The following is a 16,283-nucleotide window of genomic DNA, read 5'->3' as shown; positions in this document are numbered from 1 at the left end:
CCCTAAAAACAAAAGCACATATCTTTATATACGTTATACTTCTCTAAACTAGGGTATGATCCTCTTTTGTGTACTTGTTGTGATAAAAGAGAGATGGTTATAATGCCTCGATTTGCTTCTCAAAGAGCTTCACCAAATCAGCAAAATGTAACAGGAAATACTTTAAAGTAATACATTTTCACTTCATTTTTTTGCTTATGAAAGTAAGCCTAGAGGCATACACCCCCAACTTAATGAAAATACTAATTTCTCATTAAGTTGGGGAATCTAATCTTCTTAAAAAAGTAATAAATGAAGAAGAAAATGAGATTATCGTTATCTCAAAAAAAACTATGCATTAAAAAAGACCTCTCATGAAAATGAAAAGTCTATCCTAACTTCCTCCTACAGGAAATGTATTTCAATCAAACAACGCCTTTGTTCAACTAGGGCTTAAATTTTGGCCTTTCAAGCCAATCTAAGCCCTAATTATTAGGTAGCGTACTTTATCTTCTTAACTCATCGATTAAGAGTTTATTTGATTTTATAATTTTCACATCTGTTTTAAATTCAAACAATCGTGAGTTTTCATTTTCACTTTTAGTCTGTACAACTATCTTCAAATTATATTTCTTATTTCTGGATGCTTTTTCTAATTTTTCAATAGTATCTTCAAGCGTTTCATTTCTGTTTTGAATTTTAACTGGAACAGGTTTACCCTCAAAATGATCTTTTAAGAATCCATCTATTCCTGAATTTCTTTGAACAGGAATAGCACCTATAGTATTCAACAAGCTTATATCTTCCTCTGATTTCTCAATATAACTAGATGAACCTTTCTTCAATAAATTAGAATCTGTAACAATCATTTTCTCTAAACGATCATTAGCAAGTTGAACAGCATCCTCAGAAATATCAATTCCTATATAGTTTCTTTCAAGTAATTTAGAGGCTACACAAGTTGTTCCACTTCCACAAAATGGGTCAACAACTAAATCCCCTTTATCTGTACATAGCTTAATTATTTCTTTTAAAAGAAGAACAGGTTTTTGTGTAGGATAGCCTACACGCTCCTTTGCTTTGGGGTTTAAATATGGAATCTCCCAAGTATCCGATAATGGAACCCCTTTTTTCGCTTTCCCTAAAACAACTTCACCATTCTCATCTGTCTTGTAGGTCGATTTACCAGTACTTGTTCTCTTTCTATCTTGTAAAATTTGGTCTACATTTGTTGTTGCAGAGTAATCTGTATAAAACTGATTAAATTTAAAATCTTTACCTTTAGAATAGAAATAAATATTTTGATGTGAATTTAGCAACCCTTTTTTTGAATTTGACCAACGCTTATAAGTCCATATTATCTCACTTTGAAAATTTTTAACACCCAATACCTTATCTAAAACTACTCTAATATAATGAGATGCAGCTTTATCACAATGTAAAAACACAGAACCAGTGCTCTTTAAAACACGTTTACATTCAGTTAAACATTTTTCTATTACACTTAAATAATCATCTATTGAATCCCAGCTATCTGAGAACTCATATTTTTTCTCATTTTTTGCACGCAAAGAGTGTTTTTTTTGCGTATAAAATGGAGGGTCAAAATATATTAAATCTACAGAATCAGAATCTAATTCTAAAAGAATATCTATGCAATTCCCTTTTACTATTTTATTCATCTATTGGTGTCCTTTTGTTTGCAATATCTACTAGTATTTTTTTCAAATCGTACCCACTATGCTCAGCAATAAAATTCCAAGCATCATCTCCTGCAAAATACTTACCATTTACACCATCATAGATAGTTTTTAGCGTTTCTTGTATTTTTTTCGCTTGTTCTCTTTGAGGATAATAAAACATTACTCTAATAGGAGTATATCCATAACTTTCAATTGCTTTAACTCTCGTATGCTCTTTAGTTATATGATCTCCATCTGTTGTTGCATCACGCCATTTAATTTCGATAGCATCGTTATTATCAAGAAAATCTATCTCAAAGGTTTTAGGTCTAGTCCCTTGATTATTTTTTACTAAGGTTTTACTTCCTGAAGTATTATTGAATTTAAGACATATAGTTGCAGCTTCTTCAAGAAATGAACCTGCATATTTATACAAAAAACGACCTGTATTTTGATATTCATCAATCAATCTCCCTTCTTCTTGACTTATACCAAGCACTCTATAGATTAAATAATGTGAATTATCATCAGCTTTCATCTCTTCCTTTCTTCCCTGAATCTTAATATCAAGGTTAGAGGAATAATCTTCTGCAAGAGCTTCAATCTTTTTAGTAAGCAAGCTTAAACCATTACCGTTTTTAATAGCTTTATTTATTTCATTATTTCCATATTCAACAGCTTCTTCTATCAAAATATCTTTACTTTTACCTGATGTATTGATTCCTATTTCTTCGCAGTAGCTTACTAGTTCTGCTTTTTTTAATCGTTCTATTTTGATCATAATTTATTTCCTTTTTTAAACAGCGAATTTAATCATTTTTCTTGTGACTAAAAATCTTTAGTTGGAGTATTGTTTGCATGCTGCCTAACGGGTTGAATATACGTAGCACGGAGTTTCAAGGCACTTCACTGTCAAACTACTAAACTGTTTACTAAATGCTTTAATGTTCAAATTAACTAAATTGCTCCGCATTACGTATATTTATTGTTGTGTGTAGTTATTGTCATTTATCAAAATAATTTTCAATTTCAAACTCAAATTTTGATTGTTTTTCAGGTTTTATTGTAATATTCCCATAAGTTCCAATCACTTCAGCTTCTGTATCCCAATTTCCTCTTGTAAATTTAAATTGAGCTGGACTCTTTAGTTTTATTTTTACTTCTCTTTCTAAATCAGAAATTTTATTCATTTTGATTTCCTTTGGATTCCAATTCCCTAAATTGTCTTGATTTCCTGTTATATAAATTGATTCCTTTTTGTTAAGGACTTTAACTTTTATTGTTACATCATACTCTTTTTTACTTAATTGTTTCTCTTGTATGTTGTATATTTCTTTAAAGTAAAACTCCAATGATTTACTTAAGCTCGGGGGAAATGTATTCCAATGATTATTTTCTGGAAATTCTCCGATTTTAACCTTAATATTCTTGTTCTCTAATGTATAATTGAAAAAAGAATACACTTTGTCTCTAGCTGGTTTCCATTCTTGCCAATAATCTATTCCTTCATTGGCGTTACTTAGATATAGGAATATTGGTCTATTTATTTTTGAATAGTCGAAATTAACTATTTGATTGGCTAATTTATCATTGTCATAGGCAAGGTTAGGCGAAATTGCAATATAATTGTCAAACAAATCTGGATTTTTGGTGAATGAATACAAAACAAATGAAGCACTTAATGAGTGACCAATTGATACTCTCTTGTTTAATGTTCTATAGGTTGAATCAACATAAGGTATTACTTCTGTACCTACAAAATCAAAGAAATTATCAGCATTCCCTGAATATTTTCCATACCTGTTGATTGATTTTTTTGTTTCTAAAACAGGTAATAAATCATTATTTCTTGCGTAATCAAGTTTCTCATTATATGGTGAAGTTATTCCAACAATAATAAAAGATTTTGCATTATCAGTCAAAAAGGAAATCATAGAGCTTGTATAATCAAAAAACTCTCTGCTTTGACAATCAAAAACATAAATCACATTAAAATATTCATTAACCCTCCAATCATAACCGACTGGAGTATAAATTAGAATTTCTCTTTCTTGATTTAATGCTTGTGATTGTATTTTTACATTTTCAACTTTGGCAATATTTTGTCCGAATATTATACTTGTACAAAAAGTTATTAGAATTGTATAAATTATTTTTTTCATCATATTTCGTAGGTTTCATTTTTTTAAATTACACACAACAATATACAAACGTATTACCGTTTATATTTTTTGCGTTTATCCAATTGTTAATAGAGTATTCTTATAAGGAAAAAATATAGTTTTAGTCTTTTGAAGAGTCTGTTTATTAACTATCGTAAGTTGTTAATAAAGTGATGTAAATCAAAATATCTAGAGAATATTTTTTAGAATTTGTGATCGATTTCAATATGTTTTTTGAAAGTAAATCGTGAGCAATTGCAACGCTCTTCTCTAATTTTAAAAATTGGACAAAAAAATAAACCAATGAACGGTTTTGTGTGTGGATTAGTACTATTTTTTGATGTGGAAAGGAATGAATTTGTAAGAAGTAGGAACTGTTTGTATCACTTTTAAATAATTGGGCGCTAGGCGACCTTCTTGATTTCTTTTGTAGAAACTATTTCGAAAGTTGAAGAAGATGGTGTTGTGATTGATTGGTTAATAGAAATTTGAGTTCTCTTATTAAAAGCAATTTTACGCTGATTGTGTGCTAAGAGTTCATCAAGTAGGTGCCAGAAATCTTTGAAATGAAACATAGGACGTAAACCTAATCTTTCTTGGTAGAATTTTACGGGTTTAAACCGCCTTTTTACCCATCTGTAAGGTATACTATCTGGATACTCTTTTCTTTGTGTTTTAGAATCACTATACCAAACTATTTCTCTGCGGTCTGCGTACAAAACGTATTTCTTTTTCCTATAAAAAAATACATAACGGCTTTTTCTTTGGCTGCCTGCTACAATTTTTCTAGCATAGGCTAGCCTATGGGCTAAATGAGCACAATATTTTTCATCAACGGCTGTATTACGTTTTATCTCACGAGATATTGTAGATGAAGCAACGCCAATTAAACGGCCAATAAAAGCAAAGGAGTAATTTTGTTTTACACAGGTTTCTATTAAAACACGTTGTCTGAAATTAAGGTTTCTCATAGGCTTACATCTAGATTATTAAATTAGTCCTCTAAAGGATGACACAGAAATAGTAGTTTTTATTTACTCTAAGTAGTAAGCCCAAAATAACTCATAATTAATTCTTTTTTGTGAGTACAACACTAAAAAGAATAGGAATTACTGTTATATAATTTTGTCTTAGTACTTAAGGTTTATGAATAATAATATATTCGTCTTTTTCAAGAAATAAGTTTCTATTCTACTTTATTTTATAACATTTATTAATTATTGAGTTAAAAAATAATATTCTTATTGTTCATTACTAACACTACTCTAGGTATTAATTGAAGCAATAAAAAAGGCTACTCTCATTTACTGAGGTAGCCTTTACTTTATCGATTAAAATAATTTATGGAATTGCTTCACTGGGTCGTATTTTTCAACTTCCTCAAAGCCTTTCAACTCCACTTTTATATCTCTTGTTTTTGCATTTAATTCAAAATCTTCAATTATTTCTAAAACGTCAGGGTGTATTGAATGATTTTTTGTAGCATCAATAATAACATGAGTATTATCAGGTAACTTATTAAATGTTCTCAGAATACTAGCCTTGTTTAAGAAACTAACATCTTCTGCCAACTGAATAATTATTGGTTCATTATCCTTAATATTATCAGGGTCTAAATGATATGGTATTTTAAAGTTATTCCATAAAATATTAATTATACCTACTGCCATACCTAGCCCGATACCTCTTAATAAATCTGTAAAAACAATACCTAAAATAGTTACAATAAAAGGTAAGAATAAAGACATATCTTTTTTATAAAGCTGAACAAACTGTTTAGGGTTTGTGAGTTTATAACCAATAACTAGAAGAATAGCAGCTAAACTTGCTAATGGTATAAGGTTTAATACCGATGGAATAATCATTACACAAACCAAAAGTAAAATACCATGGAAAAATGCAGATGCTTTAGATCTACCTCCAGATTGAATATTAGCAGATGAGCGTACAATTACTTGCGTTACAGGTAATCCTCCAATTAATCCAGAACACATATTTCCAATTCCCTGAGCTATTAATTCTCTGTTTGTGGGTGTTACTCTTTTCATTGGGTCTAATTTATCTGTTGCTTCTACAGATAAAAGTGTTTCTAAACTACCAACTACAGCCAATGTTAAGGCTACTACATATATTTTAGGTTCGGTAAATGCCGCAAAGTTTGGTGTAGTAAACTGATTTAGAAATTCTGATGCTGATGTTGCTACAGGAATTGTTACTAAATGTTCTGAAGTGATATCTAAAACTGGAATTGAATCAAAAAATAGATTTAATCCAATACCTAAACTTACAACTAACAACGGACCTGGTATATTAGATAAAAATGTCTTTTTGATAAAAGGCTTATCCCATGATATCAATATAATTAAAGACAATGCTGTAATAACCATTGCACCTGGTGTAACGGCATCCCACATATACCAAAGTTCACTTAAAGTATTATGGCCATCTACCTGAAAGAAAGAGAAATCGCCTTCTGGGTCTGCATCGTACCCAACTGCATGTGGTAATTGCTTTAAAAAGATTAATAAACCAATACCAGAAAGCATACCTTTAATTACAGAAGATGGAAAGTAATATCCTATTACTCCTGCCTTTACAATACCGAGTATAATCTGAATTACACCTGCAATTACTACTGCAAGTAAAAAATTTTCGAATGCACCTAAATCATTGATGGCATTAAGCACAATAACAGCCAAACCAGCAGCCGGACCACTTACGCCAAGTTGCGATCCACTAATTAATGATACAACTATACCGCCTATCATTCCGGCAATTATACCCGAAAATAACGGAGCGCCAGATGCTAAAGCAATTCCTAAACATAGGGGCATTGCTACTAAAAATACTACTACACTTGCAGGAAGGTCGTATCTTAGATTTGCTAAAAAATTTTGTTGTTGCTTCATCACAGTGTTTATTTTGTGCTAGTAACTGAGATACCTAGTTATTTTCAGAATAATCAGTTTTGGAGAGCTTTATCTCTTCTTAAATGAAAGTTCTAATATTAAAGAGATAATCACGATTAAGTTATTGATTTATTATTAATTAAGGTAAGGGTGTTGTTTTAATTATATCTAAAAATAGTACATTTCACACTTCAAACATAAGGTTTTCAATAATTTATTGATTGAAAATTATATTCTCGCATTCACTAACTGAATTAATAACAAAAATTAGTTCCTTTTTGTTGCATTAGCTATCAGATAACAATTTTTTATTTTCTAGAGAATAGCACATATTAATCATTTAAAAATCAATTACTTATAAAGTATTCAAAATTATATCTTTTCTAGTTAAATAGATCTTCTTTTCCTTTTATAAGGTTTTATTCCACAATAATTTTAAAAATCAAACTTGTAAAATGTTTATTTATTATAGCTTTGCAGAACATATAAATACGATAAACATGAATTTTTTATTAACAAGAACGCTTAGTGTTGCACTTGGAGTTGGTACATTACTAGCAACAAGTTGTGGAACACAAAAGCAAGAATCTGACACCTCTTCAGAAAAAGCTATCGACCTTTCTAACATGGATACTTCCATTAAGCCAGGCGATAATTTTTATGATTATGCCAATGGTGGATGGATGAAAAAAGCCGAAATCCCTGCAGATAGAGGTCGTTGGGGTAGTTTTGATGAGCTTCGTGAGAGAAACGAAAAAGCTACATTAGAGGTCTTAAACGAAGCAATTGCCTCTGGAAATCTAAAAGAAGGTAGCGACCAAATGAAAGCAGTGTATATGTACCAAAGTGGTATGGACTCTGTTTCTATTGAAAAGCTAGGTGTAAACCCTATCAAACCATATTTAAGTATGATTGATGGAATGAAATCTAAAAAAGACCTTCAAAAGGTTTTAGTAGATTTACACAAAAGCCAAACTTCTGCAATTTTTGGACCTGGTGTATTTCAAGATCTTAAAGACAGTAATAAACAATCTTTATACCTTGGATATGATGGATTAGGGTTACCAAACAAAGATTTTTATACTAAACAAGATTCTGCTTCAGTAGAAAAAAGAGCATTATATGTACAGCATATAGAAAATATGTTCGAGTTGGTAGGTACTAAAAATGCTAAAAAAGCTGCTAAAGATGTTTTTGATTTTGAAAACACGCTTGCAGAATATAACATGACTCCTGTTGAGGAAAGAGACCCAAGAAGTCAGTACAATCCTGTGACAGTTGCTCAATTGCAAAAAATGACAAAATCTATCAATTGGAAAAAGTACTTACAAAGTATTAATGTTCCTGCTGATACGATTATTGTTAATCATTTGCCTTACTTTGAACACCTTGATAACATTTTAGCAAAAACATCTTTACAAACAATTAAAGAGTATTTAAAATGGCATGTAATTCATGAGGCTGCTCCTTATTTAAGTAGTGATTTTGTAAACGAAGGTTTTGATTTCTACGGGAAGAAAATGCGTGGTTTAGAAGCAAATAGACCGCGTTGGAAACGTGTTTTAGGTACAACAAACAGTACTGTTGGTTTTGCATTAGGTAAGCTCTATGTAGAAAAAGAATTCCCTGAAGAAGCTAAAATAAAAGCAGATAAGATGGTTAATAACATCAAGGAAGCTTTTGCTGGACGTATTAAAAATTTGGATTGGATGAGTGCTGATACTAAAACGAAAGCACTAGAAAAATTACAAAGCTTTACGGTTAAAATTGGCTACCCTGATAAATGGGAAACTTATGAGAAACTAGAAGTATCAAAAGATAATTACTTCCAAAACCTTGTTAATTCAAGTATTTTAGAGTTCAATAAAAACATGGCCGAATTTGGTAAGCCTGTAGATAGAACTAAATGGGGTATGACTCCGCAAACGGTAAATGCATATTACAACCCTCTTTATAATGAGATTGTATTCCCTGCCGCAATTCTTCAGCCTCCTTTCTATAATTACAAAGCTGATGAAGCTGTAAATTATGGTGGTATTGGTGCTGTAATTGGTCACGAAATTTCACATGGTTTTGATGATTCTGGAAGAAGATTTGATGCACATGGCGAAATGAAAGATTGGTGGACTAAAGAAGATGGTGAAACTTTTTCTGGTAAAACAAAAATGGTTGTTGAGCAATACAATGCTTACGAACCAATTGAAGGTTTACACATTAATGGTGAACTTACTTTAGGAGAAAATATTGCTGATATTGGTGGTGTTGCCGTTGCTTATGATGGTTTACAACATTACTTATCTCTACAAAAAGAAAAGCCAGGTATGATAGACGGGTTTACGCAAGAACAACGTTTCTTCTTATCATGGGCTACTATTTGGAGAACTAAATCTAGAGAAGAAGCTTTAAGAAATCAAATCATGACAGACCCTCACTCGCCTGGTCAATACAGAGCAACGGGTCCTTTATCAGATTTTGATCCTTTCTACGAAGCGTTCAACGTTCAAGCAACTGATTCTATGTTTGTTGCTCCTGAAAATAGAGCAAAAGTTTGGTAGATTATCAAACCAATTTATAAAGTAGAAGAAAAGCATCATCTCAACTATTGAGGTGATGTTTTTTATTTGAGTTTGTAATACGATATTTACAAAACATACTAGTTATATAAATAACCAACCTAATACCAACATGAACAACTCTCTAAACTTAATAAGATCAATCATTTTCTTACTAACTATATTATTTTTGATCAATAGTTGCAATTCAACTAAAAACGAAGAACCTATTCAGCAACTCGATAACCTAAATATTGACATAGGCGATGGTTCTATTTTCAATCAAAGTAAATTTTCAACATCTTTTCAACAATGTTTTTTTATCACTTATTATAACTGGGAATCGAACTATACCAATGTAATTACGAACGGTAAAATTCAATCCACAATTATTACGGATAAAGGTTTTGGTTCTTTTAATAGTCAAAAAAAGATATTTAAACATAATTATAATACAGAAGGTATTATCACTTCCTCGGTAGAGGATAAAGTAATTTTCGATACAAGTGCACCTATTACCTTATTATATACTTACGATAATTTAGGGTATTTATCAACAATAACATTTAATAGAAAAGGTGTATACGAATTCAAAATCAATTTATTTTTTAATGATAAAGGACAAATTGTTAAGCAGGAAAATGACAGTGAAACAGAGACTTATCAGTATAATTCAAAAAATCAAATTATAAAATGTACCAAGGTTTCATATTGGTCTATAAATGATGAACAACAGAAGAAGGAAGATATTACAACTTATACTTTTTCTTTTGCAGATAATAAGGTCGTTCGGTACACAAAAACGTTTAACAATGAATCGACCTTTTCTACAGAATATACCTATGATAAAAAGGATAGAATTATTGAAGAGCATTATCTTATTGATGGTAAATTAGATTTCTATAAAAAGATGAAATACCAAGGAAATAATTTAATAATGAATGGTTTTAATAAAAATGATAAACCATCTTATGTAAATGTTTATGGTGTCACCCTTTCAGATTTAAAAAGCACTAAAAGGTACTTCTATGATTTTGCAGATGGAGATTTTCAATATACTACCACATTTTTGACTGGTAATAATGGTCGTATTGAATTTAAAGAAATCTATTATGGTACTATTGATAATATAGAACTCGTAGGTAAATCTCAAATTATGGAATACCACAATCTTAGTTTAAAAAAGACGAAAGAAAAAGTAATGAATGTAGACGGTTCAACACTTTATAATGTTGAATTTGAGATTAAACATAATGAAGAAGGTGGTAATTACTACATTGGAACGAAAACATTTTATGATGTTGATGGAAATGAAATCAGCACATCTGATATAAGTGAAGATTGGGTAACACAATTGGTAATTTAATCAAACACTAATAAATTAAAAAACAGGCTATACATTTTTAAAATTGTATAGCCTGTTTTTTTATTTCAAATCTATTGTAAAGGAGATGCATAAATATCTTTTATTTCATCTAAATACACTAATCTAATTTCTACTTGATTAAAACCTGCTTCTAGGAACGAATCAGTATGTGCTTGTTTAATAAATTCACAAAATTGTTGGTAAGTGGCTTTACCATCTTCCGTAGAGCTATATTCATTAAACATTGTAGGTGTCCATCCTAATTGTAGAGCAAGTTCTTTTAATTCTACTTCTACGTGAACAGTACTGCCTTTATAAGTGGCTTCACCAATCGAAAATTCTTGGTTAAACTTATTCATTAATTCCATTTTTGCAACATCTTCGGCTGCAGGTTCTTTTATTCTTTTAGCAAAAGCTGTATGTATAAATAAAAGTGAGATTATTATCGAAAGGAGTTTTATGGTAGTTTTCATATTATCTGTTTTAAGTTCATCATTGTTTCTATTTCTTTATATCTAAAAGGGGAAAATATCACTATAGCCCCCAGTCTAAATATGCTATAAAAACAAAAAGTGGTATTACCATCAACCCGTAGGTTAATTGTAATACCACTTTACTTATAAAAAGATAAACGGTCTACTTAGTTTAACTTCTCTAATAATTTTTCTGCTACTAACTCAGAAGATGCTGGATTCTGACCTGTAATTAACAAGCCATCTTCTACTGCATAAGGAGTCCAATCATCCCCTTTAGAATATATCCCACCATTTTCTTTTAGCATATCTTCTACTAAGAAAGGCACAATATCAGTTAACTGTACTGCATCTTCTTCTGAGTCTGAAAATCCAGTAACTTTTTTCCCTTTAACCAAAGGAGTTCCATCTTGTGCTTTTGTATCTTTAAAAATTGCAGGTGCATGGCAAACTGCAGATACAGGCTTACCTGCATTATAAAATGCTTCTATTAAAGCAATAGAATTTTTATCCGTTGCTAAATCCCATAACGGACCGTGTCCACCTGGATAGAAAACAGCATCATAATCTGCTTCATTTACCGTAGATAATTTTAATGTACTTGCCATTTGAGCAACTGCATCTTTATCTGCTTTAAAACGTTTTGTAGATTCCGTTTGCGATTCTGGGGCATCACTTTTAGGATCGAAAGGAGGCTGTCCACCTTTTGGAGATGCTAAAGTAATTTCTACACCTTTATCTTTTAAAAAGTAATAGGGAGAGGCAAATTCTTCTACCCAGAAACCTGTTTTTTCTCCAGTGTTTCCTAGTTGATCATGACTTGTTAAAACGAATAAAACTTTTTTTGCACTTCCCATAGTTTCTTTTGATTGTGATGAATTATCAGTTCCGCATGCTGTAAACATAAGAGCAGATAATACACCAATGAATAAATATTTTAAGTTGAGCATTTCTCTATATTTTTTGACAACACAAAACTCAATAATTTAATTCATTTTAAAAATTGATCTATGGTAAGAAAACACTATCCTCTAGCAATCTCTCTTCTAATTCTACTTAAACTCTCCGTGGTTATACCTAAGTAAGAAGCAATGTGGTAATTCTTGATATGCTTTTCTATTTGTGCATGAGTTTGCAAAAAATCGTTGTACTTATCCTTCGCTGTTTTTGATAAATTATTGATAATTCTTTTCTGAAAAGCACCAAAACTATGTTCCATCTTTTCTCTAAAAAAACGTTCTACTTTAGGTATTTCATCAAAAATTTCTTGTTGAGCAGTTCTTGTAAATTCTAAAACCGTGGTATTCTGTAAACTTTCAATGGTTAAAACAGCCCTACTACTTTCAAAAAAGGCAGTATAATCACTTATCCACCAATCATGAATTGCAAACTGAACGGTATGGTCTTTTTCGTGACTATCAATAAAGTAAGATCGTAAACAACCCTCTAATACATAAAACTGAGACAATGCCAGACCACCTTTAGATAATACTACATCACCTTTTTTAAGAGCTATCTTAGTACTCCTCTTTCCGATAAATAGAAGTTCCTCTTCTGTAAATTCTAAGCCTTCAAATATTTGTTTAATAGCGTCCATACACCGAAAATAACTATTTAAAATGAATTAAAAAGGCCAGATAACTTTCGCTACCCGACCTTAATCTAAGCTACCTTTAAGTAGTTGCTACTTGTATCTTATTAATCGTTCATTTCTACAGCATGACCAATACCTCTATACAGCTCTAATTCCCCTTCTAATTCTACAGCAATTACGGTTGCGTATTCGTCTGCGATATCTTTAGGAGTAAAAATTTGAATAATACCTGGTATTTCGTTCCATGGTGCAGAATCGATTACTTTATAATCTAATTCTTTATCTGAACCGACAACTCGAATTTTCTTCACCTTATTTTTTACACCTTTTAAAGAGGTAAATTCACTTGGGTTCTGGAAATTATATAAGTAAATAATCGTGCGGTCTTCCGACAAAGTAGTTGGTCCAAAATAATGTCCATATTCCATACCTGCTACCGTACCGTGTACCGCTTCGTCGTGTTTAGTAATCCATCTTCCTAAATCTTCTAATCTTTGTTTTTGCTCTTCTGCAATTTCTCCGTTAGGTTTAGGGCCAATGTTTAAGAGTAGGTTTCCTCCTTTTGCAATTGTTTCTACAAAAGTTTCTACAATATATTTAGATGATTTGTATTCTGTATCCGTAGGAAAATATCCCCAACTTGTATTCATTGTCATGCATAATTCCCAAGGTCTATCAGGCGTCATGATTGGAGGGTCTTGCTCTGGTGTATTGTAATCACCATATTGATTTAGGCGAGAATTTACAATTACATTTGGGTTCCAAGACAATAAAGAATCCTTGATTACCCTCGATGGCCATTCATCTGCTTTATGTTCCCAATCTCCATCAAACCACACTAAATCTGGCGTATAATTATCAAATAATTCACCCATCTGGTTCATATTAAATTTTTGAAAACGTTGCCAAGCAGTTAAATACTTTTCCGTTTTTCCTTGAGGATATAATTTTCTTAATGCTTTTTCATCTCTCGGAAATGTAATTGGAGAATAATCTGGGTGAGACCAATCGCATAAAGAGTAGTAGACACCAACTTTCATATCCTCTCCTCTTACTGCATTTACAAAAGGAGTATATAAATCTCTACCTGCTGCCGCATGATCTTTGGCATCTAGTTTACTGTATTTTGAGTCCCATAATGCCAGACCATCATGGTGTTTAGACGTCATTACTACGTAATCTGCTCCTATACTTTTAAATAATTTCGCCCACGCTTCTGGATCGTATTTTTCTGCAGTAAACTTTTCTCCTTGCTGCATGTAATCTTGCCAAGTAATCTTTTGATGATACATTGACCAAGACTCACTAATTCCATTTACTCCATAATACCCCCAATGAATAAAGACACCTAATTTTGCATCTTTGAACCATTCCATTCTTTCATCGGTAGTTTTAGCTTCTTGTGCAAAAATTGAAATTGATAATAAAGTAAATAACAGTGCTAGTATATTTTTTTTCATTTAAGTATTTGATTAATTAGGTTTTTATAAGTGTAAATCAAACAAAAATTAAAACAGTAAAAGATGACTTTATATGTTCTGCTTGTTAATGATTTATAAATAAAAAAACCATCCCTCAAAAAGAGATGGTTTTGTCTTATTACTAACTTATAAGATTAATGTTTTTTTACTATTGATAATGTAAATATGGTAGAAAAATTACTACTACTATTTCAAAAAAAAACATTCTAGTTTCGAAAAACGTCATATTATTTCATAACATTATAAACAATTCTAATCGCTGTATTATTTATCATTTTCTGATTAAAAAGAGCTGTCACTTCGAAAAAAAAGCATAAAAAAAAGTGATACACTTTTAGTATACCACTTTAGCTCATTTTTAATTTGCTAGTCTTTTAATCTCATTTTTAATTGTTTAGCTAGTACTAATTAAGATTAGCCTAGCACTATCATCTCATTTTTAATGGGCTAATTTTAAATACTTTTATTGTTGCTTTCTATACTACAAATGTGCGTCTTTTTATTTTAAGTTACTTTCAAAAAAGAACATTCTAGTTTCAAAAAACGCCATTAAATACTTTTTTATTTTACATCGTTTCTAAGTTTAGAAGGAGTGATATTAAAGTATTTTTTAAACCCATCAGAAAAATGAGCCGTATTGCTAAACCCTAAATCTAATGCTATAGATGTTATTGGTTCTGTAGTATTCCTTACTTTCTGATAGGCTTTAACATAACGTTGTTGCATTATATATTGATGAATAGGCATACCTACAACTTGTTTAAAATTGCTTCTTAGTTTAGTTGTACTAACGCCATATTGCTTTGTTAAATCATCAATTTTAGGTGGGTTTACTAAGTTCTCAGAAAGTTGTTTCTTAATTGTCATGATAATATCATAATCAGGCCTCATCAAAGTCAATTTCTCGCTTTCTTTCCCCTCTTTCATTAACTCCACTAAAAAAAGATAACTCAGCTCTATACTTTTAGATAATGTAAAGGCTATTTTTCCAAAATCGACATCCTTATATCCAAAAATTTCATCAATACATTTCTCCATAGATGTATTGATTGCAGTGGTAACCAACCAAGGGTCTTTACTTCTAAAAAGTGTATCTAAATGAGAAAATCTATTCTTCGTTATTTTATCCCACTCCGAAAAAGGTACCCTGATCGAAATCCATTTTAATTTTTGATCTTTCTTTAATTCAAAAACTATTGGATGGTAGGTATTGCAAAGAATTGCTCCTTTTTTGTGTTTAGGCCCTAAAGAAATCTGTCCATCTTGTGCACTTGGCAATGTAAGTTCTGAGTCGACTACAAAACGAGCCAGCAATGTTGGTTCTTCATCTTGTGCAAGTTCGATGATTACATCATCTCTAAAAACTATTTCATTAACGGCAACAGTAATTCCAAAAATATCTTGATAATAAGAGATATCCATTTTTACCTCATCGTCATCTATTTTTAATGTATCATCGGTCCATGTACCATTAAAATCTTTTGTAAAAGATACATATAGATCTCTTAGAGATTTGCCTTTAAAAGAATATTTTTTCAAGTAGAATTAAGTTTAATCATTAATAAGTATTCTTTCAATGTAATAATTATCACATAGTTTTTAATCTGAATACTCTAGTTTTACTACTCACAATATACATCATGAATTTCATTATTAGATATAAGAGAACTTTTATTGGGTTATTGATAGGATCAATTCTCGGTTATATGTATTACTTTTACATTGGTTGTACAAGTGGCACCTGCCCCATTACGTCTAATCCTATTATCTCTGTTTTATATGGAGGATTAATAGGAAGCGTATTTTCACATAAAAAAAATGATAAATAAATTATTTAATAGCGATTTGCTACACGGATGGACACTTACTAGAATTTTGTGGTTAATCTTAAGCTTGGCCATTCTAATTCCTTCTGTTATGGATAAAGAAATTGTTGGAATTCTTCTAGGAGGATATTTTACAGCAATGGGTATTTTTAAATTAGGTTGCCAATCTAGTGCATCGTGTTGTGGAGGTGAATGTAATACTTCACAAAAAGAAGAAAAGTAAAAAAGGTTGATTAAAGCTTTTATTGCTCTAATCAAC

General features: G+C 30.9%; 14 protein-coding genes and 1 pseudogene. 5 read left to right on the top strand and 10 right to left on the bottom strand.

The window, feature by feature from the left end; genetic code table 11:
* Nucleotides 1-45: 45 nt before the first annotated feature.
* Nucleotides 46-171: pseudogene (locus EI427_RS26480) on the top strand (IS91 family transposase); the annotation flags it as partial.
* Nucleotides 172-485: 314 nt separating this feature from the next.
* Here the strand turns inward: EI427_RS26480 and EI427_RS00635 are convergent.
* The 5 genes from EI427_RS00635 to EI427_RS00615 form a co-directional block, all read right to left on the bottom strand.
* A complete protein-coding gene (locus tag EI427_RS00635; protein WP_126610713.1) occupies nt 486-1,661 on the bottom strand; it encodes a DNA-methyltransferase in 1,176 nt (391 codons plus the stop codon).
* Entirely contained in the window at nt 1,654-2,442 is a 789-nt protein-coding gene (locus tag EI427_RS00630; RefSeq protein ID WP_126610712.1) for an ApaLI family restriction endonuclease, read from the bottom strand. The genes EI427_RS00635 and EI427_RS00630 overlap by 8 nt, the downstream gene beginning before the upstream one ends.
* Before the next feature lie 223 nt (nt 2,443-2,665).
* Nucleotides 2,666-3,826, bottom strand: coding sequence for an alpha/beta hydrolase-fold protein (locus EI427_RS00625; RefSeq protein ID WP_126610711.1), 1,161 nt, complete (start codon nt 3,824-3,826; stop codon nt 2,666-2,668).
* A gap of 401 nt (nt 3,827-4,227) precedes the next feature.
* Nucleotides 4,228-4,794, bottom strand: a complete 567-nt coding sequence (locus tag EI427_RS00620) for a helix-turn-helix domain-containing protein (protein WP_126610710.1) — start codon at nt 4,792-4,794, stop codon at nt 4,228-4,230.
* Between the two features lie 360 nt (nt 4,795-5,154).
* Nucleotides 5,155-6,732 (bottom strand): SulP family inorganic anion transporter, encoded by a 1,578-nt coding sequence (locus tag EI427_RS00615; protein WP_126610709.1) that lies wholly within the window; start codon nt 6,730-6,732, stop codon nt 5,155-5,157.
* 500 nt (nt 6,733-7,232) lie between these two features.
* On the opposite strand from EI427_RS00615, the gene EI427_RS00610 reads away from it, so the two are divergent.
* On the top strand, nt 7,233-9,287 hold the full coding sequence (locus tag EI427_RS00610; RefSeq protein WP_126610708.1) for a M13 family metallopeptidase: 2,055 nt from the start codon (nt 7,233-7,235) through the stop codon (nt 9,285-9,287).
* A gap of 130 nt (nt 9,288-9,417) precedes the next feature.
* Nucleotides 9,418-10,650, top strand: coding sequence for a hypothetical protein (locus EI427_RS00605; protein ID WP_126610706.1), 1,233 nt, complete (start codon nt 9,418-9,420; stop codon nt 10,648-10,650).
* A 71-nt stretch (nt 10,651-10,721) separates the two neighbouring features.
* On the opposite strand, the gene EI427_RS00600 is transcribed toward EI427_RS00605, so the two are convergent.
* From EI427_RS00600 to EI427_RS00580, 5 genes are all read right to left on the bottom strand, one after another.
* Nucleotides 10,722-11,123 (bottom strand): hypothetical protein, encoded by a 402-nt coding sequence (locus EI427_RS00600; RefSeq protein WP_126610704.1) that lies wholly within the window; start codon nt 11,121-11,123, stop codon nt 10,722-10,724.
* A 167-nt stretch (nt 11,124-11,290) separates the two neighbouring features.
* Nucleotides 11,291-11,980 carry a type 1 glutamine amidotransferase domain-containing protein gene (locus EI427_RS00595; protein ID WP_240655385.1) on the bottom strand — a complete coding sequence of 230 codons (690 nt, stop codon included), beginning with the start codon at nt 11,978-11,980 and terminating at the stop codon, nt 11,291-11,293.
* A gap of 167 nt (nt 11,981-12,147) precedes the next feature.
* A complete protein-coding gene (locus EI427_RS00590) occupies nt 12,148-12,720 on the bottom strand; it encodes a Crp/Fnr family transcriptional regulator (protein ID WP_126610702.1) in 573 nt (190 codons plus the stop codon).
* 101 nt (nt 12,721-12,821) lie between these two features.
* Nucleotides 12,822-14,177, bottom strand: coding sequence for an alpha-L-fucosidase (locus EI427_RS00585; RefSeq protein ID WP_126610701.1), 1,356 nt, complete (start codon nt 14,175-14,177; stop codon nt 12,822-12,824).
* Between the two features lie 582 nt (nt 14,178-14,759).
* Nucleotides 14,760-15,737 (bottom strand): helix-turn-helix transcriptional regulator, encoded by a 978-nt coding sequence (locus EI427_RS00580; RefSeq protein ID WP_126610700.1) that lies wholly within the window; start codon nt 15,735-15,737, stop codon nt 14,760-14,762.
* 101 nt (nt 15,738-15,838) lie between these two features.
* Between EI427_RS00580 and EI427_RS26215 the strand changes: the two genes are divergently transcribed.
* On the top strand, nt 15,839-16,027 hold the full coding sequence (locus EI427_RS26215; RefSeq protein ID WP_126610698.1) for a DUF6132 family protein: 189 nt from the start codon (nt 15,839-15,841) through the stop codon (nt 16,025-16,027).
* Complete coding sequence (locus EI427_RS00570; RefSeq protein ID WP_126610697.1) at nt 16,017-16,247, top strand: hypothetical protein; 231 nt, start codon at nt 16,017-16,019, stop codon at nt 16,245-16,247. Before EI427_RS26215 ends, EI427_RS00570 begins: the two co-directional genes overlap by 11 nt.
* The last annotated feature ends 36 nt before the right edge of the window (nt 16,248-16,283 follow it).

It is taken from the genome of Flammeovirga pectinis, assembly GCF_003970675.1.
Taxonomy (GTDB): Bacteria; Bacteroidota; Bacteroidia; order Cytophagales; family Flammeovirgaceae; genus Flammeovirga; species Flammeovirga pectinis.
Note: the sequence above shows the minus strand (reverse complement) of the source record. Positions and strands in the feature narration are given on the sequence as shown.

Excerpts from the sequence above, each read along its gene's own strand:
- EI427_RS26215 (WP_126610698.1), top strand. The coding sequence starts at position 15,839 with ATGAATTTCATTATTAGATATAAGAGAACTTTTATTGGGTTATTGATA.
- EI427_RS00585 (WP_126610701.1), bottom strand. The coding sequence starts at position 14,177 with ATGAAAAAAAATATACTAGCACTGTTATTTACTTTATTATCAATTTCA.
- EI427_RS00605 (WP_126610706.1), top strand. The coding sequence starts at position 9,418 with ATGAACAACTCTCTAAACTTAATAAGATCAATCATTTTCTTACTAACT.
- EI427_RS00570 (WP_126610697.1), top strand. The coding sequence starts at position 16,017 with ATGATAAATAAATTATTTAATAGCGATTTGCTACACGGATGGACACTT.
- EI427_RS00615 (WP_126610709.1), bottom strand. The coding sequence starts at position 6,732 with ATGAAGCAACAACAAAATTTTTTAGCAAATCTAAGATACGACCTTCCT.
- EI427_RS00590 (WP_126610702.1), bottom strand. The coding sequence starts at position 12,720 with ATGGACGCTATTAAACAAATATTTGAAGGCTTAGAATTTACAGAAGAG.
- EI427_RS00595 (WP_240655385.1), bottom strand. The coding sequence starts at position 11,980 with ATGGGAAGTGCAAAAAAAGTTTTATTCGTTTTAACAAGTCATGATCAA.
- EI427_RS00620 (WP_126610710.1), bottom strand. The coding sequence starts at position 4,794 with ATGAGAAACCTTAATTTCAGACAACGTGTTTTAATAGAAACCTGTGTA.
- EI427_RS00600 (WP_126610704.1), bottom strand. The coding sequence starts at position 11,123 with ATGAAAACTACCATAAAACTCCTTTCGATAATAATCTCACTTTTATTT.
- EI427_RS00625 (WP_126610711.1), bottom strand. The coding sequence starts at position 3,826 with ATGATGAAAAAAATAATTTATACAATTCTAATAACTTTTTGTACAAGT.
- EI427_RS00630 (WP_126610712.1), bottom strand. The coding sequence starts at position 2,442 with ATGATCAAAATAGAACGATTAAAAAAAGCAGAACTAGTAAGCTACTGC.
- EI427_RS00610 (WP_126610708.1), top strand. The coding sequence starts at position 7,233 with ATGAATTTTTTATTAACAAGAACGCTTAGTGTTGCACTTGGAGTTGGT.
- EI427_RS00635 (WP_126610713.1), bottom strand. The coding sequence starts at position 1,661 with ATGAATAAAATAGTAAAAGGGAATTGCATAGATATTCTTTTAGAATTA.